We start from the raw sequence: 19,876 nt of genomic DNA, 5'->3' as shown, positions 1-19,876 counted from the left end.
ACCTCCTCGGTCGACGTCGTCAGACGGCGCTCCAGACGAGGAGTGCGATACCACTCACACCCGACAGTATGCCGACACCTTTTGCGAGTATTTCACCCCACGAAACCGTCCGTTCGAGAGAGAGGACGGCGGTGATGAGCGCCATCCAGACGAGATTCATCGTCCCGACGACGACCATGAACGCGAACAGCGCCCAGCAACAACCGAGACAGAACAGGCCGTGGTCGAACCCCATCCGCGCCGCCCCGCGAGCACCCGACCGTTGATGGCGCATCAGAAACCCCAGTGGTGAGCGACAGTGGTCGAGACAGCGATATTTGTACGGCGATAGCTGGTACACCGCCAAGAGGAGGAGCGAACCGGCGAGCAGGACGCCACTGCCACCGATTTGGGTGATCGGGGTGAGGTGGTTCACGGCCAGTGGGACGAGACCGGTCGCCGTCCAGACGAGCGTGTACGCCCCGAGAAAGGCACCGAGTCGGGATAGTTTCGTTCGAATCGGGTTTCCATCGAGCGTGCGGTAGTACAATCGGACGAGCGGCACCGACGAGGGGTACATCATCGCTACCATCATCACCGTCCACATCGTCACGTAGAGGACCCACCCCGTGGCACCGTTCGTCGTCGCCATCGCCTCCGGAACGCCGGGGTCGGCCATGTCCATCGCGCCCGACCGCCCCGGCATCGGAAGCCACCGACCGATCATGGCGAGCCACGCGACGACCGCGAGCAGATACACTCCCGCGGCGACGATGGTCGTCTCACGCGTCGTGAGGGTTCGACGGAGCGGTTCTGGTCGATACATGGTCGAGGGGAGGACGACGCGCCCGATTCGGGCCGTCGGAGGGGTCACCTTTTCCGGTGATGGTCACGCTGTGACTCAGCCGTTCGCCAGTTCGAAGTCACAGAAGTACGAATTGTTGCCACCGACGTCCCACGTGTACTCGTCGTCGTAGGCGACGGTCGCCGTCGTCGATTTGCCGGTCTTGGCTTCGAGACTCTTCGTCAGTGGGTACGGCGAGATCGTTCCGATCTCTTCGTTGAAACCGACCTTCCCGACCGTCTCCATCGCAACGGCATCGCCGATCGAAACCGAGAACTCCGATTCGTCCCGCTCGAAGCTGAAGGGAGCGGTGGTGACCTCGGTCGTCTCGAAATGGGTGTCGGCGACCGGTCCCCAGATACCCCCTGCCCGTCCGAAGTAGATCTCTTCGAGCGCCGCCTGCTGTTCGTCGTCTGCCTCGTCGTCGACGATGAGCACGACGTGCCACCCGGTATCCGGGTCGAACATGACCCCCTCTTCGGTGTAGATCAGCATCCCCACCGACAGTCCACTCAGATCGGTATCGCCGTACTGTCCGTTCTCGATGTCCCAGACCAACGACGCCCGGCAGACCTCGTCGTCCGGCGGTTCGAGCCAGATACACTGGCACGCCACGTCACAGTTGCAGGCTTCGACGTAATCACCTTCTAAATTCCACTGTTCTGTCATCTTTTGACCTCGTGAAGAGTGTCAACACATGGCATATTAGCTCTGCGTGTAAACTATCGGTGATATTCGATTCGGGATTCAATCCGTCAGGGGGTACGTTTCAGCTCCCATCGGGAGGAAACACGCTCCGGCGTCCAATAGTGAGTAGTACATCTCAGTACGTCTCAGTACATTGCAGTGGATTTCAGTACAAATCTCGATCATCGCTCGGTCCGAACTTGAATCGCACCGTGAAAACCGGCTCTCCGTAATCGATGACCGACGAAAAAACCGACACCTCGATCGATGTCCGCGATACAGCCGACCCCCGCGTAAACAGTGACCTTACGAAAGCCGCGCGGCGATATCGGCTTCGGTCACGATGCCCGTCGTCTCCCCTTCTTCGGTGACCATCACGGCCTTGTAGTGGTCGAGGAGATTGCTGATCTCGTTCAGCGTGGCGGATTTCGAGACCGTCGGGAAACTTTCGCCCATGTGATCTCGAACCGGTTCGTCACGGGCTTCCGAATCGACGTGAACGAGGTCGCTCTCGCTGATAGAGCCGACCGGGACGCCCTGTTTGATGACCGGCAGTTGGGAGTAACCAGCCTCCTGCATCTTCTGTACCGCCGCGCTCACCGAATCGGTGGGTGCGACGTTGACCACATCCCTGTGCATCAGGTCGCCTGCACGGACGATGTCGGCCTCGGATTCTTCGAGCGCATTGACGATTCGACGGAGCGTCGAGAGTCGTGGATCCACGTCGCCCCCCTCGATTCGGGCGATGAGCGGCTGTGAGACGCCCGCCCGATTGGCGAGTTCGCTCTGCGTGAGTCCCAAGTCCGTCCTGCGTTCCCTGAGGTCTTGGGGTGTCGGAAGTTCCATATTCGGGATAACCAGCGGTTATGTCATAAAACGTTCGACTCTTCAGGCGTCGCCGAAGTCTATCTCCTCGTCCTCTTCGTACTGAATCGTCTCGACGACCGAGAGCGGCACGTCGCGGAGCGCCCCACCGATTTCACTCTTGGCGATACGCTGGGCGTGCTCTTCGCTGTCGGCGTTGAACACCTTCATCTCCAGAACGAGGCCGACGAGTGCGGTGTGGGCCGCGATGAACGCCGAGTCGAACGGTTCGCCACAGGCCGGGCACCCCGTTGCGCCGACTTCCACCTCGACGTAGTCCATGTTCTTCTGGTTCAGCCGTTTTCCGGCTTCGCTGACCGCGACGCCGATAGCGTCGTCGATATCGCCGACGTCACGTACCAACCAAGCCGCCTCCATCGCAACGAGATAGTTGCTCATAGGAGAGTGGAGCATCCGGAGGGTTTCGTGTCTTTTGGTTTCCGCCCCGGAAAGCCGTCCTGACACTGAAACGTGGGTTCGACGAAGTTACAGCTCCCGCGTCATCTCGACGCACGCCAGTTCGACGCCGCCGGTCGTCTCGTGCTCGACGGTCGCAACTCGCTCGTATCCTGCCTGCTCGTAGAACTCGACCGCGTTCAGCGACGCCTCCAGAGAGAGCGATTCGAGTCCGGCTTCCTTCGCCCGATCTTCGAGACGGGAGAGGAGCGCCGAACCGACGCCTTCCCGTGCGTGGTCGGGGTGGACGTACACCGCGTTCACCGTCTCGGTATCGAGATCGACGTGGCCGAACCCCGCGAGTTCGTCGTCGACTTCGGCGACCACGCCGTGTGCCGACTCGTCCCGTACCGATTCGAGGAACGGTTCACTTCCACCCGACTTCGACGCCCACGCTTCTACCTGCTCGTCGTGGTAGGACTCAGTACCGAACGCCCTGACAGATGCGGTGTGCAGGTCGAGAACGGCATCAGCGTCGGCTTCGGTGGCGGGGCGAATCGAGGGCATACGATTCGAGACGCTCGCGACGAACCTAATCCTATCGAACGTGCAGATCGTCTGTCGAAAGTATCGGTCGGTCGGTGACGGACACGACGGTCACGTGACGATAGAGTACGTAAAGAGGAACCCGAAGTACAGCAAGATGAGTAGCGCGAGCGCCTTGAGGCGGAACAGTCGTAGCTCCTCGTTCTCCGACTCGTAGGCGTCACGGAACGTCGCCACCTCGTCGTCATCCAACTCTTCGCCGTGTTCCAGGCCGCGGTGGAGTACGAGGTACTCTTCGTGGCGGAACGGCCTGCCACAGTACGAACACTCGTGTGCCGATTCGTCGGTCGGAACGTGGGTTTCGGGTGCGTGCATTTCGGGTGCCGTGTTCATAGCTCGGGAAGACTGGCGAGGGTCGGTTGCGAGACGATCCACAGGCTCGTCATCGTGTAGAGTATCATCACGACGATGAGGGGATACTGGCTTCGAACGGCCTGCAATCTGCCGGGGAACAGGTCGTACGCGGTCGCGTGGGCCACCCACACCGCGAGCAGGTGGCCGAGCAGGACGAACGTCATGTTCAGCCCACCGAACCACGATGGGAGGATGATCACGACCGGTTGTGGTGGATTCAGTGGACTCGTCAGTGCGCTGAACAGGGTCGGCGACAGCGAGAGGAAGTAGCTCAGGTAATGCGCGAGATGGTAACCCGCCGCGATAGGGAGGAGAGACGGTGCGAACCGGCGGGCGATCTCGGCGGGAGTGAGATACGTGTCGGCTGTCTCGCGGGCGAGCCGCGCCGCCAGCCAGTAGACACCGAGGAAGAGGGCGTAGCCACCGAGCAGACCGAGAAGGTAGACGGATCGCGGTGGGAGTCCGGCATCGACGCCGACTCCGGCGATGCCAGCCCAGAGATCGGTCACGACCAATCCGTCGTAGGTCGTCACCCAGAGGATGGCGACGACGAACGCCACTTCGTCACGGCCCGTCACCAGTTTCGTCTTGGTCAGTCGGGCACCCGGCAACTGGAATTCGAATCCCGATTCGGTCCGCCGGATGGGAGCGACCCGCCCGTAGTATCGGAACACGCGGGCGACCGGATCGACGGTCGAAAACCAGCGGTCGGAGCCGAACACCAGCGCACCCGCGAGCGTCACCACCGAGTACGCCACGATCACGCCGACCAGTAGCCCGGCATCGTCGGCGAGCGGGCTGACGACTTCCAACCACACCAGCGCCAGCAGACCGACGACGCTTGGCCACACACCCAGTCGCTTCGGGTACTCGACGTCGAACGAGGGAAGAAACGACCCGAAGAAATCCGCCAGCGTCCGCCATGGATTCACCACCGGCCACGTGTTTCCGACGAGGTACACCGTCGCCGTGTATCCGGCCCACCAGCCGACCCAGACGACGAGGATGGCGACGTTTCGCCGCGCAACTGGTGGCCCGAGCAGCCCTCCGACGACCAATCCGACGAGTGCGAGGACGCCTCCCACTCGAACTGCGGTGACGAGGGTATCCGAGGATAGTGAGGCGAAGCGCCGCCAGTCATGAATCGTCCGGATGAATTCCCGGTCGGTGACGAAACTGGCGAGCAGGAACGACGCGCTCACAGCACCGCCGCCGGTGAGCAAGAACAGCCAGACTGGAACCGAGAGCGACTCCGACGATCCCCGCAAACTCCCGCCGTGTGCCAGTGCGTGGCCCGAAATAGTGCTAACGAGCCACAGCACGGCGACCAGGCGAGTCGCGTGGCCGATTGCAGTTCGGCGGTTCATCAGTGACGCTTGGGGCGTCCGTCGATAATACCTTCCGAAACGGAGTCGGGATCGGAGAAAAGTGGGTGTTCAGGACGGAACGATCTGACGGTTCGGAGTTAGTGGACGGGGTCAGTGAGCGGACTCCTCGGTGGGTGCTTCCATTCCCGTGATCTTCAGGATGACGATGTTTCGGGTGTCGTCTTTCCCGTCTACGACGCCTTCGACCACGAGTTTCGAGAGCGGCGTCGGGCCGACGGTGATATCGTCACCCTCGTGGATGTCTCGAACCGAGCCACGAAGATGGATCTCGGCGCGGCAGAGTTCGGGATGATGGACGCTCGTCAGGTCGATCTCCTCGACGTTGCATTCCTCTATCTCCTCGCCGTTGTGGAACAGCGGCACCTGCGCGGCGCTGTCCAGTTGATGGATATCGAGCGCTTCGAATGCGGTCGCGGTCGGTTTGTACCCTCCCTTCGGGCCGGGAACTCCTTCGACGAGTTGGAGGGCTTTGAGACTCTGCATCTGGTTACGGATCGTACCGGGATTGCGATCGACTTCTTCAGCGATATCTTCACCTTTTACCGCGTCTTCCGTCTCCCGGTGGAGGTTTACGAGTGCCGTCAGAATCGTTTTCTGACTCGGCGTCAACTCAATACTCGACATTGGTGGAATCTTGGTAATAGATTTCCTTAAATGCGACGAATATAGTAGGAGAATCGCGGTGCGGTATCTGGCGAACAGAGGACGTTTAAAAGGACCGTCACCCGGACGAATGGGGTGTTTTGAAACCCCTGCGACTCCTCTTTGCTCGTATGGTCAAGACCATTCAGATAATCGGCGCACCGGTCGATTACGGTGCGAACCGACGTGGGGTCGATATGGGACCGTCAGCGATTCGCTACGCCGGACTCGCCGACGAACTCGCCGCAGCAGGGGTAACCGCCATCGACACCGGGGACTTGCTCGTCCCGCGCGCGGAAGAGCGCGACCCCGAGACCGACGAACCTGCCGAGGGGAAAGCGAAGTTCCTCCGCGAGACGGCAGACGCCTGCACCCGCCTCGCTGAGGAGGTGGCAGGCGCGCACGACGACGACGCCTTCCCGCTCGTCCTCGGCGGCGACCACTCCATCGCCATGGGAACCCTTCGCGGGTCGGCCCGTGACGCCGACATCGGGGCCATCTGGTTCGACGCGCACGGCGACTTCAACACCCCGCAGACCTCTCCGAGTGGAAACGTCCACGGGATGCCACTCGCCGGGGCGCTCGGCATCGACGACTTCCGCGACACCGAGTGGGCGAACGCCCCCCGGCTCAGCGAAGAGAACGTCGTCCTCGTCGGGTTACGGAGCATCGACGAGACGGAGCGCGAGGCAATCCGCGAAAGCGATGTGACGGCCTACACGATGTCGGATATCGACGAGTACGGCATCAACGAAGTCGTCGAAGAGGCTCTCGACATCGCCACTGAAGGCGTGGACGGCATCCACGTCAGCCTCGACCTGGATTGGCTCGACCCCAACGAAGCTCCCGGCGTCGGGACGCCGGTTCGCGGCGGCGTCACCTACCGCGAGGCCCACTCCGCCCTCGAAACCGTGGCCAAGCGCGACGAACGTGACGATATCCTGCGCTCGCTCGAACTCGTCGAAGTGAATCCGATTCTGGACGAACACAACGAAACCGCGGAACTGGCGACCGAACTGGCCGCGAGTACGCTGGGGAAATCGATTCTATAACCACGACCTTTTACGACGGTCGCGGGGGCGCGACCGCGTTCCGTCGCTCGCGCCCCGTCTCCCGAAACCGACGAAAACAGAACGCTCTTGCGCTGTGCAGGAGTCCCCGACGTAATGACCAGCAACACCGCGCTCGTCACCGGTGCATCGAGTGGAATCGGTCGGCAACTCGCCCGACTCCTCGCGAGCGATGGCCACGACCTCGTACTCGTCGCACGAAGCGAAGACGCTCTCGTCGAACTCGCTGAGAACCTGACCGACGACTACGGAATCGCGGCGACCGTCGTCGTCAAAGACCTCGCCGATCCGGAATCTCCCGAGGAGATACGAGATGCCCTCGCGGAGCGTGACATCACGGTGAACGTGCTCGTCAATAACGCCGGATTCGGGTTGTACGGCCCCTTCACCGAAACCGACGCCCAGCGCGAACTCGACATGATCCAGGTGAACGTCACTGCACTGACCCATCTCACGAAACTCTTCCTGCCGAAGATGGTAGAACGCGGAGCGGGGCGAGTGCTGAACGTCGCATCGACGGCCGCGTTCCAGCCCGGCCCACTGATGGCGGTGTACTACGCCAGCAAAGCCTACGTCCTCTCGTTCTCGGAGGCGGTCGCAGAGGAGTGCGACGGGTCTGGCGTCACCGTCACCGCACTCTGTCCCGGCCCGACCGAAACGGGGTTCGGCGACCGCGCCGATATGACCGATTCGAAGCTGTTTCAGGGTGGTGTGATGGACGCCGCAGCAGTCGCAAAGGCGGGATACGGGGGTATGCAGTCGGGCGAGCGAGTCGTCGTCCCCGGCGTCCAGAACAGACTGCTTGCACAGGCGACGCGGTTCGTCCCCCGAAAGACCGCTGCACGCTTCGCTCGTCGGGCACAGGAACGAGCCGAGTAGCACGAAAGACGAAACGAAAGAGACGGGGCGTTATTCGTCGTCCGAGTTGGGCAACACGTCCACGCTCGCCACGCGGTCGTCCATCGCGACGTCCATCACCGTCACACCCATCGTGTTGCGACCAACTTCCGAGATATCCGCCGCCCGGATTCGCATGATCTGCCCCCGCTCGCTCATGATGACGAGGTGGTCGTCGCCGTCGACGTTCTTGACCGACGTGACCGACCCGTTTCGGTCGCCGGTCTTGATGTCGATGAGACCCTTCCCGTTGCGCGATTGGGAGCGATACTTCGAGAGTGGCGTCCGCTTCCCGTAGCCCCGGCGGGTGACGGTGAGCAGGTCACGCGACTCACCATCTGCGGCAATCATCCCGACGACTTCGTCGTCGCCTTCGAGTCGGATGCCGTGCACACCGCGTGCACTGCGACCCATCTCGCGGGCTTCCGTCTCGTCGAACCGGATCGTCATGCCGTCTTTCGTGGCGATGACGAGGTCTTTCGTTCCGTCGGTGACCTGCACGTCCACGAGTTCGTCGCCGTCTTCGAGTCGCGCCGCGATGATACCCGTCGAGAGGATGTTCTCGAAGTCTTTCGCGGCGGTTCGTTTGACGTAGCCCTGTCGAGTGACCATGCTCAGACACTCGTCTTCGGCGAACTCGTCCGTCGTGATGACGGCGGTGAGGTCTTCGCCCTCGTCCAGATCGAGGATGTTGATGGCGGATTTGCCCCGCGCCGTGCGCGACATCTCCGGTATCTCGTAGGTCTTCAGGCGATAGACCTGCCCGTGATTCGTGAAACAGAGCAGGTAATCGTGGGTGCTCGCGCGGAACACCTTCGAGACCCGATCACCCTCTTTCACGTCAGCGCCGATGATACCCTTGCCGCCGCGACCCTGCGCGTCGAACCGGTCGACGGGCATCCGCTTGACGTAGTCCTGCTCGGTGACGACGACGAACACGTCCTCCTCGGCGATGAGGTCTTCGCGGGTGACCTCCGAGGTGTCCTCGACGATCTTCGTCCGGCGGTCGTCGGCGTACTCGTCTTTCATCTCCAGCAGTTCGTCTTTGATGACGGCGAAGAGTTCCGACTCGTCGCCGAGGATGGTTTCGAGGCGCTCGATGCGCGCCGTCACGTCCTCGTATTCCGATTCGATCTCCGTGGATTCGAGCGAGGTGAGGCTACCGAGTTGCATCCGAACGATGTGTTCAGCCTGCTTCTCGGAGAAGTCGAACGTCTCCTGCAGACCCGTCCGTGCGCCATCGCGGTCGTCCGAACCCCGGATGAGTTCGACCACGTCGTCGATGTTGTCGAGCGCGCGCAGTCGGCCTTCGAGGATGTGTGCTCGTTCTTCAGCCTCGCCGAGTTCGAACTCGCTCCGGCGTCTGACGACCTCTCGGCGGTGGTCGAGGTAGTGCTGGAGCAGTTCCTTCAGCGTCAGCACTTTCGGCTGGCCATCGACCAACGCGAGCGAGATGATGCCGAAGGTTCGTTCGAGATGGTGGTCGAGCAACTGATTCTCGACCACCTCCGGGATGGCGTTCTGCTTGAGTTCGACGACGACGCGAATCCCGTCACGGTCGGACTCGTCGCGCAGGTCGCGGATACCGTCGATGGTTCCGTCGTTGACGAGATTGGCGATCCGCTCGATGAGTCGCGCCTTGTTCGTCTGGAACGGGAGTTCGGTGATGACGATGCGATCGTCTTCCACCTCGTACTCTGCTCGAACCCGGAGTCGCCCCCGACCGGTCTTGTACGCCTGATGGATGTCGTTTCGGCCGACGATGTTCGCTCCGGTCGGGAAGTCGGGGCCTTTGACGTGCTCCATCAGGTCTTCGACCGTCGCATCCGGATTGTCGATGAGTTCGACGGTGGCGTCGATGACCTCGCCGAGGTTGTGTGGCGGGATGTTCGTCGACATCCCGACCGCGATTCCCGACGAGCCGTTGACGAGGAGGTTCGGCACTGCGGCAGGGAGGACTTCCGGCTCCTGCAATCGGTCGTCGTAGTTGGAGTGGAAATCCACCGTATCCATCTCGATGTCGGCCAGCAGTTCCTCCGCGATGGGTGCCATCCGGGCCTCCGTGTATCGCATCGCGGCCGGTGGATCACCGTCCACGCTGCCGAAGTTCCCCTGCCCGTCGATGAGCGGATAGCGCATCGAGAACTCCTGGGCCATCCGGGCGAGGGCGTCGTAGATCGACTGGTCGCCGTGAGGGTGGAAGTCACCCATCGTGTCCCCGACGATGTTCGAGGACTTGCGGTGGGTTGCACCGCTCGTCACGCCGGAACGGTGCATCGCGTAGAGGATGCGTCGATGGACGGGTTTCAGCCCGTCGCGCACGTCCGGCAGTGCGCGACCCGCGATGACGGACATCGCGTAGTCGATGTAGCTCTGTTCCATCTCGTCCTCGACCCTGACAGTCTGTACGCGCTCTGCGACTTCGTCGGGTACGTCTGGTGTCTCAGAACTCATATGTCGACCCACTCGGCTTCCGTCGCGTGATCCTGGATGAACTGTTTCCGCGGTTCGACGGCGTCACCCATCAGCACCGAGAACATCTTGTCCGCGGCGGCGGCGTCCTCGATGGTGATCTGTTTCAGGATACGATTCTTCGGGTTCATCGTGGTGTCCCACAACTGTTCGGGATTCATCTCGCCGAGACCCTTGAATCGCTGCACCTGCGAGGGGTTGCCGTTGCATTTCTCCTCGATGATGCGGTCGCGCTCTTCCTCGGTCATCGCGTCGTACGTCTTGCCGCGATAGCGGACGCGGTACAGCGGTGGTTGGGCCGCGTAGACGTAGCCTGCTTCCAGCAGCGGTTTCATGTACCGGTAGAGCAGCGTGAGATAGAGCGTTCGGATGTGCGCGCCGTCCACGTCCGCGTCGGTCATGATGATGATCTTGTGGTAGCGTGCCTCTTCGATGTCGAACTCCTCGCCGACGCCCGTTCCGATAGCGGTGATGAAATCGCGTATCTTCTCGTTTTCGAGCACGCGGTCGAGACGGTGTTTCTCGACGTTCAACACCTTCCCGAACAGTGGGAGGATGGCCTGGAACTTGCGGTCGCGGGCCTGCTTCGCCGACCCACCTGCGGAGTCACCCTCCACGACGAACAGCTCGGACTCGGTCGGGTCGCGCGTCTGGCAGTCCGCCAGTTTGCCGGGGAGCGCACTCGTTTCGAGGGCGTTCTTCCGGCGGGTGAGTTCCTCTGCCTTCTTCGCGGCTTTGCGGGCTTTCGCCGCCTCGACAGCCTTCCGGATTATGGCCTGTGCCGTGCTCGGATGCTCTTCGAAGTAGACGGAAAGCCCCTCGTGAACCGCGCTCTCGACGATACCGCGGACTTCGCTGTTACCGAGTTTCGTCTTGGTCTGTCCTTCGAACTGCGGGTCGGGGTGTTTGATCGAGATGACTGCGGTCAACCCTTCACGGATGTCCTCTCCCCGAAGGTTCTCGTCGATGTCGCTGAGCAAGTCGTTTGCGTTGGCGTAATCGTTGACGACACGCGTGAGGGCGGTCTTGAATCCGGTCAGGTGTGTCCCGCCCTCGCGTGTGTTGATGTTGTTGGCGAAGGCGTGGATCGATCCCTGCAGTTCGTCGGTGGCCTGCATCGCCACTTCGACCTGGATATTCTCGGCCTCATCCTCGAAGTAGATGATGTCGTCGTGAAGGGACGTCTTCGTCTCGTTCAGATACTCGACGAACTCGCGGATGCCACCTTCGTAGTAGAACGAATCGCCCTTCTCCTCGTCGCGTTCGTCGTCCAGCGTGATCTCGACGCCGGAGTTGAGGAAGGCGAGTTCTCGGAGGCGGTTCTCCAAGGTCGAGTAGGTGAAATCGCTCGTCTCGAAGATGTCGTCGTCGGGCCAGAATCGGATCTCCGTCCCGTTCTCCTCGTCGGCATCCAGGTCGCGGACGCGCTCCATCTCGCCGACCGGTTCACCGCGCTCGAAGGTCTGTCGCCAGACAGCACCGTCGCGTTTCACTTGGACTTCGAGGCGCTTGGAAAGTGCGTTCACCACGGAGATACCGACGCCGTGGAGGCCCCCAGAGACTTGATACGATTTGTTGTCGAACTTCCCACCCGCGTGCAGGACAGTGAGGATGACCTCCAGTGCGGGTTTGTCGTACTCGTCGTGGGTGTCCACGGGGATACCGCGCCCATCGTCCACGATGCTGACCGAATCGTCCTCGTGGATCGTCACGTTGATGGTGTCACAGTAACCAGCGAGTGCCTCGTCGATGGAGTTGTCCACGACTTCGAACACGAGATGGTGTAACCCGCGAGTGTCAGTAGAACCGATGTACATTGCCGGGCGTTTTCGAACGGCCTGAAGCCCTTCGAGCACCTGAATCTGCCCGGCGCTATACTCATTTCCGTCGCTCATAAATTCTGATTTATCGTAGACGCCCACCACTGATAAAGGTCACGCACGCGCGCGTGAGGAGACTCAAATATTACTCGACAGCAGGCTGTACGAATCGTCGATATGACAGAACAGTCGAATTACAACCGAGGTAGAAAGATGGCGATGGGCGACGGTCGTTTCGACCACCAGATTCGGTTACACCCGGCGCAGTCGATTCACGCGATAGTGAAACTCGCACGTTCGGATATGACACGCAGAAATTCTGTCTGCCAGTAGATATTTCGAACGGCGACAGGAAAGATACCCCTCCAATGTTGTGTGGCAACACGAACCGTGTGACATGAGTGTCAGTAATCCCGGGCTGAGAAGAGGGGATTCGATATGGATCGAGATGGAGATGAACGGAGGCGATAACAATAATCAAAAAACAATAAAAATGACCAAATCTAACGGATAAGGTCCTCTCTGACCCTGATTCGGCGTATTTCACTTTCACTCTCCCACCGGGGCAGTTTTAACCTGCCCGGCGATAAATACGGGCGAAGAATGCCTTCGATGCAGTCTACACTCGGTGACGAGGGGATCGCCGAAGAACTGGCGGAAAGCCAGCGACAGATCTCCATCGCCGAGTTTTTCGAGAAGAACAAGCATATGCTCGGGTTCGACAGCGGTGCCCGTGGGTTGGTCACCGCCGTCAAGGAGGCCGTCGACAACGCCCTGGACGCCTCCGAGGAAGCCCGGTTGAAGCCGTTCGTTCGCGTCAAGATCGAGGAGAACGGCGATTACTACCGACTCATCGTCGAGGACGAGGGGCCGGGCATCACCCGCGAACAGATACCGAAAGTGTTCGGGAAACTACTCTACGGGTCGCGATTCCACAAGCGCGAGCAGTCCCGTGGTCAGCAGGGTATCGGTATCTCAGCTGCCGTGCTCTACTCGCAGTTGACCAGCGGGAAACCCGCGAAGATCACGAGCCGACCGAAAGGCTCCTCCGACCAACAGTACTTCGAACTCATCATCAACACCGACGAGAACGAACCGGAGATCCAGACGGAATCCGACACCCCGCCAGTCGGTCGAGAACTCGTCGGCACGCACGGCACGCGCATCGAACTGGAGATGGAGGCGAACATGCGCGCACGCCAGCAGCTCCTCCGATACATCAAACACACCGCAGTCGTCAACCCCCACGCGAAGCTCGTCTTCGAAGAGCCGGGGATGGAAGACGGCGAGGAACTCGTCTTCGAGCGCGCGGAGGGTGCCGAACTCCCCGCCGAAACCGATGAGATCCGCCCGCATCCACACGGGGTGGAACTGGGAACGCTACTGAAGATGCTCTCGGGAACCGACTCGCACAGTATCTCGGGTTTCCTTCAGACCGAGTTCACCCGCGTCGGGAAGAAGACGGCGGAGAACGTCATCGAGAACTTCCGCGACCGCCACTTCGGGCGCGAAGCCGCGTGGCGACCGCCCCGCTCCCACGAAGAAGCCGATATCGGGGCAGCCGTCGAGGAAGCAGTCGCGAACAAGGGTGCGGACGCGACCGCCGCGTTCGCCGAGCGCGTCACCGCAAAGATCGGCGAAAGCGAGCGAATCTCGCATCATCAAGTGCGTGCGGTCATCGCGGTCACCGCCGACGAGATCGAAGACGAGTTCGGCACCTCATTCGGTGACACCGTTCAGGAGAACGCACTCGATGCCGCGTGGGACGCCATCACCGACGACCGGGCAGCCGACCTCTACGAACTCGTGGACGAGGCGACGAGCACTCGAAAGGACGACGAGACGGTTCGTGCGATCGCCGAGCGGATCGCCGCGAAGTTCGACGGCGAAGACGGCCCAGACCGCGCGACGGAGAAACGGCTGAAAGCGTACGTCGAGCGCGCTTCGGACATGACCGAGGAGCGCGAGGATGCGACCGTCGGCGAGACGGCCCGCGAGAACATCGCCGAAACTGTCTGGAGATCGATGGTGACCGTTCCAGACGACGTTCCGAAGGTTCGGGAGATCGCGAACGACCGTGATACCGCAAGCGAACTGCTCGACGCGATGACGGTGACGGACATCATCGCACCCCCGACGAACTGTCTCTCGCCCATCACCGCCGACCTCGTCGAAGCCGGTCTTCGCAAGGAGTACGACGCCGACTTCTACGCGGCGGCGACCCGCGACGCAGACGTTCACGGCGGCGACCCCTTCATCGTCGAAGCCGGAATCGCCTACGGTGGCGATCTGGGAGCAGAAGGGTCTGCGGAAGTGCTACGTTTCGCCAACAGGGTTCCCCTCGTCTACCAGCGCGGAGCCTGTGCGACGACCGACGTGATCAAATCCATCGGCTGGAGAAACTACAATCTCGACCAGCCCGGCGGGCGCGGAATTCCGAACGGACCGGTCGTCCTCATGGTACACGTCGCGTCCACGAACGTCCCATTCACGAGCGAGTCGAAGGACGCTATCGCCAACGTTCCTGCCATCGAAGACGAGATCGAGTTGGCCATCCGCGAGGCGGCACGCGAACTCAAATCCTATCTGAACAAGCGCCAATCGCTCAAGAAACGTCAGAAGAAACAGAGCGTCATCGCCACCATCCTCCCCGAGATGGCCGAGAAACTCTCGGAGGTGACCGGTCGGGGCGAACTCGATATCGGCGACTCGCTGGCTCGTATCATGAACAACGTACTCGTCGAGCGCGAAGTCGAGGACGGCACCGTCAGCCTCGTCGTCGAGAATCACGGCTCGACGAACGAGTCACCGAAACTGACCGACATCGTGGCGACCAGACCCGAGAATCTCTCGGACGGTGCGACTGCGGTCGAGATGGACGACGAGTGGTTCGTGACGTGGGAACCGACCGTCGAGAGCGGTGACGAAGCGGTGCTCGAATACAATATCGCCGAGGAGGTATCGCTCGGTCGAGTGAAAGTCGAAGGAATCGAAGACGAACGACTGACCAACAACACATGAGTGCAGATAACGACGCCGAAGCCCAGCAGAAACTCATCGACCTTGCAGCAGAGTTCTACGACCAGTTCGCAGGGGGCCAGATCCCCCGGATGTCGATCCCGACCCGGACGAAGAGCAATATCGAGTACGACGAAGACGAGCGCGTCTGGGTGTACGGCGACCGGATGAGCACGCGCAGTGCGAACAGCGTTCGAGGGGCGAGAAAACTCCTGAAGGCGGTCTACACCATCGAATTCCTCTCGAACCAACTCGAACAAGACCGCTCGTCGACTCTTCGTGAGTTGTACTACCTCTCGGAGTCGTGGGACTCGAACGAAGCGCAGTTCTCCGACCAGGACGAGTCGAACCAGCTCATCGAAGACCTGGAGATCGTCTCTGACGTGACCCGTGAGGACTTCCACATGCGCCCAGAGGAGTCCGGTGCGACCATCATGGGGCCGCTTCACCTCCGGGAACAGACCCGACGAGGAGAACGGGACATCCACTGTCAGGAGGACGTGGGAGAGGGTGGCTACCAGATTCCGAACAACCCGGACACCATCGAATTCCTCGACCACGATGCGGATTTCATCCTGTGCGTGGAGACCGGTGGTATGCGCGACCGGCTCGTCGAGAACGGCTTCGATGACGACTACAACGCCATCATCGTCCACCTGAAGGGCCAGCCGGCGCGTGCGACCAGGCGCATCACCCGACGGCTCCACGAGGAACTCGACCTGCCAGTCACCGTGTTCACTGACGGTGACCCGTGGAGCTATCGCATCTACGGGTCGGTCGCCTATGGTTCCATCAAGAGCGCGCACCTGAGCGACTATCTCGCCACCCCCGACGCGCAGTTCATCGGCATCCAGCCGGAGGATATCGTCGAGTACGACCTGCCGACAGACCCCCTCTCCGACTCGGACAGGAACGCGCTCGAAAGCGAACTCGAAGACCCACGCTACCAGACCGACTACTGGCGAGAGCAGATCGAACTCCAACTCGACATCGAGAAGAAGTCCGAACAGCAGGCGCTCGCCTCGCACGGTCTCGACTTCGTGACGGACACCTACCTCCCCGACCGCCTCAGCGAGATGGGCATCCTGTAGCGCGCAGCCAGAACTCCGAATTTTGGGTAGAAACTCGTCTGGCGTCGAAATGCTCGTCAGTACAGTCTATCCAGCTATCAGTTCCTCCAACGATTAGTATGTCGCAGCCGTTCTCTCGTCTATGGGTGTAGGAAATTGGGTCGACCTGCAACTGGCTGGAATCGGCGCAGTGATTTTCGCGGTGATCTGGGCACTCACGAACTACTCGGTTCAGATAGCGGATCCTGAACTGACCTTCTTCGCTGGTGCTACGGCGGTCGTCCTCGGTATCGCCACGGTAGCAGACGCGCTTCACGGCGGTCTCTCCGATTGAGAGCCTTGCCGTGGACGATGAACAAACGATGGGCGGCTTTACTGCTCGTCTAACACCACCGGCACACCACGCTTCGCCACGTCCACCGCGAATGCGCCCGAATCGGTTTCCAGCGCGGCGAACGTATCGTAGTGAATCGGCATAACGAGTTCCGGCTGGAGCGCCGCTGCGAGTTCCGCCGCCTCGCGCCTGTCCATCGTGAAACTCCCGCCGATGGGTGGGAGAAAGAGCGACACGTCGAGCTCCGAATGACCCTCTAGTACGTCGGAGTCGCCGGGCCAGAAGACTCGCTCCCCCCCGAGTGAGAGCAGATAGCCGACGCCGAAGCCTTTCGGATGGAACGGCTCGCCGTTTGCTCGGGTGTGTGGCCCGTCTGATTCGTTATAGGCCGGGAGGGACCAGACCTCACAGTCGCCGACCGTGCGGTGGTCCTCCTCCCCGATTCGCTGGACATCGAAGGGCAAGTTCTCCACTGCGATCACGTTCCGGTCGATTTCGCCGGCGTTCACGCTTTCGTAGACGACCACGGTGGCGTCGTCCGACGCGACACGCTCGATCGCGTCGGAATCGTAGTGGTGGTCGTGCGTGACGAAGACGGCGTCACCGTCCTTCGCGTGGTGATCGACCGGTTTCGGGTGAGCCGCGTCCGGGCTGTCGGGTTGCCACTCGCCAGTGAGAACGCCGTAGCGTCCGGGGTCGATGTACGCGACGAACCCGGCTTCGGTTTCGAGTCGGACAGTCGCGTAGCCGAACCACTCTACCGTCAGGCCGCCGTGTCGAACCGTCATACACGTCGGTAGTCTCGTTTTCGCCTATAAGGGTTGGGGTGAACGTGTCGGGTGGCGGCTGCGTCGAAACGATCTACGTTTCGGACGTGACGAGCCGATAGTACGTGTTCGACTCCCCATCGGATTCGATCTCCTTGGTTTCGACGGTACCCTCGGCGACCAACTCGTCCAGTGCGTCGTTGATATCGTCTACGACCATGCCACTCGCGACGACGTCCCCCGCCGCATCGGTAAGTTCCTCTGCGGCCTCTCTGAGTGGATTCGGGCGCTTCGATATATCACGAATCTGGGAGGGATCGTCGCTACTGTCGAAATCGACGCCACGAACGATCTCCCACTTCGTATATGCGTTTTCGGCGTTTTCGTCGAGAAACGCGACGACGAGATCCTTCTCGGTGTCGTACTCGCCTACTGGCGTCGTTCCCGGACTCTCGTGGCTCTCGCTGATCTGGCCGTCTTCCCACTCGGCATCGCTGATCGGCATGGCTGAATCTTCGCGATGCTTCGTAATATAATTCAGGGCCGTTCGTACAGGGATGTATTCATTTTCGCGTCTCGCTTGCTGGGAGAGTGGTGACGAATACCTACCATATTCTGTCTCGGGAGTTTCTCAAATGCTGCTCGCTACTCCCGACTCTGATCGTACTGCCACCGCACCGCCACAGCCACGAACCTCCCCAGCCGATTCCCGTAACTCCTTTCGGTCGTTTCGGTCATCCACCGTCAGAGCACGCTCTGACGAGCCATTCGCTCACTTCGTTCACGAAGACCTCGCGCGAACCCAGCAGGCCCCCCGGGAGACCGCCGGCCTCGGGCCTGCTGGCACACGTGCCGGGGTGGGTAATGAGGATTCGCGTCGTTCAAACCGTACGCAAAGAAAAACCGTCTCTACTGTAAATCTGCGAGTCGTTCCACTCGTTCTAGCGAATCCGCGTCCTCCGGGGTCTTGTCGTCCCTGACTCCGAGAAAGCGCGGGAAGCGCAGGGCGTAGCCGGACGAATAGGTCGGCGACCGTTGAATCTCCTCGTAGCCAACTTCGAAGACGACATTCGGCGTGATATCGACGACTTGGCCGTCCTGCGTGGCGATGTGTGGTTCGAGCAGTTCGGTCAGTTCCGCCAGTTCATCGTCCGTGATGCCGGTAGCGACCTTCCCGATGGTCTCGAACCCCTCCCCGGTCCTGGCCGACAGCAGGAAGGTACCGAGGAAACTCGCACGCCGTCCTTCGCCCCACTCCGCGCCGGTCACCACGAGATCGACGGTCTCCACGTCGGGTTTTCGTTTGAGCCAGTTCTTCCCTCGACGGCCCGGTGAGTAGGTCGAGTCGGGATTCTTCAGCATGATTCCCTCGTGACCCGCCTCCAGCGCGTTCGCTTCGATGGCGGTGATCTCCTCTGTGTCGTCGGTGACGGTGAGTGCGGAGACACCCCCGGAAAGCACGTCCTGTAATCTGTCGTGACGCTCGGTAAGTGGGGCAGAAAGCAAGTCCTCGCCATCTGCGTGCAGGCAGTCGAACGCCCGGAGTTCGACGCTGACTTCTTCGCGGGCGCGAGCCACGTCGTGCTTCCTGCGGAAGCGCCGGAGAACCTCCTGAAACGGGAGTGGCTCGCCACCTTCCATCGCCACGACTTCGCCGTCGACGATCGACGGAACCGAGAGGTTCTCGTGGACGTACTCGACGATCTCGGGGAGTGCGTCCGTTACCTCCTCCATGTTCCGCGAGAAGATTCGGACTGCTTCACCATCGTAGTGGATCTGCGTTCGAGCACCGTCGTATTTCCACTCGACACCCGCGTGCTCCCAGTCGTCCAGCGCGTCCGTGACCGTGCCCGCCTGCGCGAGCATCGCCTGCACGGGCCTGCCGACCTCGAGTTCCATCGCGTCGAGTGTGGTTTCGCCCTCGTCGCGGGCGACTCGGGCGACCCTGCCGTAATCGTTCGACACCTGCAATGCGCGCTCGACGGACTCGATAGACACGTCGAAAGCCCCTACGATCGCGTCTCGAACCGTCCCTTCGCCGACCCCGATCCGCATCTCCGAGAGGACGAGTCGGGCGAGATAGCGCGCTTCCTGCGAACTCGTCCGGTTGAACAGCCCGAAGAGGATGTCTATCTTCGTGTCCTGACTCCCCGACCCCTCGGTGTGTGCCAGCGTTTCGAGTTCGTCTGCAACCGTTTCGACGGTCAGGTCGTCTTGCCCCGACCCGAACGCGGCGAGTCCCTGCTGACCGCCGAAATCGTAGCTCGCTGCGACTGCGCCGATATCCCCCAATTTCGCAAGGTCGTCTTCCACGTCGTCCGCCGAGACGTTCTGCCCGGCAGCACGAGCGATAGCAGTGTAACAGAGGTTCGGCCCGATATCGAGCGTCGTCGAGTCCCACGCCGGAAACACCCGCCCCTGCACGAACCGGGCGAGCACTTCGAGGTCGTCGTTCGCAGCAGAAAGGAGGTCGGTGACGGCCTCGATGATGTCGGTGTCTGCACTCAGCTCTTCGATCTCACCAGCACGCTCGGCGAACTCCGCGAACTCCATTACCGGCGGTTTTCGACGGGCGGGGATAAATCGAACGGTCGATAATTACCGGACTGGATGGCTGAAACACTCGTTTTACTTTACCGACAATTTTTGTGAACGAAGGACGAAAGAG

General features: G+C 61.1%; 18 protein-coding genes. 5 read left to right on the top strand and 13 right to left on the bottom strand.

What is annotated here, in order from left to right; genetic code table 11:
- Window positions 1-19 precede the first annotated feature (19 nt).
- The 8 genes from ACR3FE_RS01410 to ACR3FE_RS01375 all read right to left on the bottom strand — a co-directional run bounded on the left by ACR3FE_RS01410 (window position 20) and on the right by ACR3FE_RS01375 (window position 5,742).
- Entirely contained in the window at window positions 20-805 is a 786-nt protein-coding gene (locus ACR3FE_RS01410; protein WP_458205994.1) for a DUF2182 domain-containing protein, read from the bottom strand.
- Between the two features lie 75 nt (window positions 806-880).
- Window positions 881-1,492 (bottom strand): DUF1326 domain-containing protein, encoded by a 612-nt coding sequence (locus tag ACR3FE_RS01405; protein WP_458204828.1) that lies wholly within the window; start codon window positions 1,490-1,492, stop codon window positions 881-883.
- Between the two features lie 324 nt (window positions 1,493-1,816).
- Window positions 1,817-2,356 carry a CBS domain-containing protein gene (locus tag ACR3FE_RS01400; protein ID WP_458204827.1) on the bottom strand — a complete coding sequence of 180 codons (540 nt, stop codon included), beginning with the start codon at window positions 2,354-2,356 and terminating at the stop codon, window positions 1,817-1,819.
- 42 nt (window positions 2,357-2,398) lie between these two features.
- A complete protein-coding gene (locus ACR3FE_RS01395) occupies window positions 2,399-2,773 on the bottom strand; it encodes a DUF555 domain-containing protein (protein ID WP_458204825.1) in 375 nt (124 codons plus the stop codon).
- An 87-nt stretch (window positions 2,774-2,860) separates the two neighbouring features.
- Complete coding sequence (locus ACR3FE_RS01390; protein ID WP_458204823.1) at window positions 2,861-3,337, bottom strand: GNAT family N-acetyltransferase; 477 nt, start codon at window positions 3,335-3,337, stop codon at window positions 2,861-2,863.
- Window positions 3,338-3,427: 90 nt separating this feature from the next.
- Complete coding sequence (locus ACR3FE_RS01385) at window positions 3,428-3,709, bottom strand: DUF7410 domain-containing protein (RefSeq protein ID WP_458204822.1); 282 nt, start codon at window positions 3,707-3,709, stop codon at window positions 3,428-3,430.
- Complete coding sequence (locus ACR3FE_RS01380) at window positions 3,706-5,097, bottom strand: hypothetical protein (protein ID WP_458204820.1); 1,392 nt, start codon at window positions 5,095-5,097, stop codon at window positions 3,706-3,708. Before ACR3FE_RS01380 ends, ACR3FE_RS01385 begins: the two co-directional genes overlap by 4 nt.
- A 111-nt stretch (window positions 5,098-5,208) precedes the next feature.
- Complete coding sequence (locus ACR3FE_RS01375) at window positions 5,209-5,742, bottom strand: Rrf2 family transcriptional regulator (RefSeq protein WP_458204819.1); 534 nt, start codon at window positions 5,740-5,742, stop codon at window positions 5,209-5,211.
- Between the two features lie 149 nt (window positions 5,743-5,891).
- Between ACR3FE_RS01375 and rocF the strand changes: the two genes are divergently transcribed.
- Entirely contained in the window at window positions 5,892-6,812 is a 921-nt protein-coding gene (rocF, locus tag ACR3FE_RS01370) for an arginase (RefSeq protein ID WP_458204817.1), read from the top strand.
- 114 nt (window positions 6,813-6,926) lie between these two features.
- A complete protein-coding gene (locus tag ACR3FE_RS01365; RefSeq protein WP_458204816.1) occupies window positions 6,927-7,709 on the top strand; it encodes an SDR family NAD(P)-dependent oxidoreductase in 783 nt (260 codons plus the stop codon).
- A gap of 30 nt (window positions 7,710-7,739) precedes the next feature.
- On the opposite strand, the gene gyrA is transcribed toward ACR3FE_RS01365, so the two are convergent.
- Window positions 7,740-10,181 carry a DNA gyrase subunit A gene (gyrA, locus tag ACR3FE_RS01360; protein WP_458204814.1) on the bottom strand — a complete coding sequence of 814 codons (2,442 nt, stop codon included), beginning with the start codon at window positions 10,179-10,181 and terminating at the stop codon, window positions 7,740-7,742.
- Window positions 10,178-12,094, bottom strand: coding sequence for a DNA topoisomerase (ATP-hydrolyzing) subunit B (gene gyrB / locus ACR3FE_RS01355; protein ID WP_458204813.1), 1,917 nt, complete (start codon window positions 12,092-12,094; stop codon window positions 10,178-10,180). The genes gyrA and gyrB overlap by 4 nt, the downstream gene beginning before the upstream one ends.
- A gap of 528 nt (window positions 12,095-12,622) precedes the next feature.
- Between gyrB and ACR3FE_RS01350 the strand changes: the two genes are divergently transcribed.
- The 3 genes from ACR3FE_RS01350 (at window position 12,623) to ACR3FE_RS01340 (ending at window position 16,441) form a co-directional block, all read left to right on the top strand.
- Window positions 12,623-15,040, top strand: coding sequence for a DNA topoisomerase VI subunit B (locus ACR3FE_RS01350; RefSeq protein ID WP_458204811.1), 2,418 nt, complete (start codon window positions 12,623-12,625; stop codon window positions 15,038-15,040).
- Window positions 15,037-16,128, top strand: coding sequence for a DNA topoisomerase IV subunit A (locus ACR3FE_RS01345; protein WP_458204810.1), 1,092 nt, complete (start codon window positions 15,037-15,039; stop codon window positions 16,126-16,128). The genes ACR3FE_RS01350 and ACR3FE_RS01345 overlap by 4 nt, the downstream gene beginning before the upstream one ends.
- Window positions 16,129-16,249: 121 nt before the next feature.
- On the top strand, window positions 16,250-16,441 hold the full coding sequence (locus ACR3FE_RS01340; protein ID WP_458204808.1) for a hypothetical protein: 192 nt from the start codon (window positions 16,250-16,252) through the stop codon (window positions 16,439-16,441).
- A gap of 38 nt (window positions 16,442-16,479) precedes the next feature.
- Here ACR3FE_RS01340 and ACR3FE_RS01335 read toward each other — a convergent pair whose 3' ends face one another.
- The 3 genes from ACR3FE_RS01335 to ligA form a co-directional block, all read right to left on the bottom strand.
- Window positions 16,480-17,229, bottom strand: a complete 750-nt coding sequence (locus ACR3FE_RS01335) for an MBL fold metallo-hydrolase (protein ID WP_458204807.1) — start codon at window positions 17,227-17,229, stop codon at window positions 16,480-16,482.
- A gap of 73 nt (window positions 17,230-17,302) precedes the next feature.
- The gene (locus tag ACR3FE_RS01330; RefSeq protein ID WP_458204806.1) at window positions 17,303-17,713 is read right to left on the bottom strand and encodes an HAD family hydrolase; all 411 of its coding nucleotides are present in this window, start codon (window positions 17,711-17,713) and stop codon (window positions 17,303-17,305) included.
- Between the two features lie 404 nt (window positions 17,714-18,117).
- Complete coding sequence (gene ligA / locus ACR3FE_RS01325; RefSeq protein ID WP_458204804.1) at window positions 18,118-19,761, bottom strand: ATP-dependent DNA ligase LigA; 1,644 nt, start codon at window positions 19,759-19,761, stop codon at window positions 18,118-18,120.
- Window positions 19,762-19,876: the final 115 nt, after the last annotated feature.

The sequence above is a fragment of the Haladaptatus rarus genome (assembly GCF_054177585.1).
This window is presented reverse-complemented; position numbering and strand designations above follow the sequence as displayed.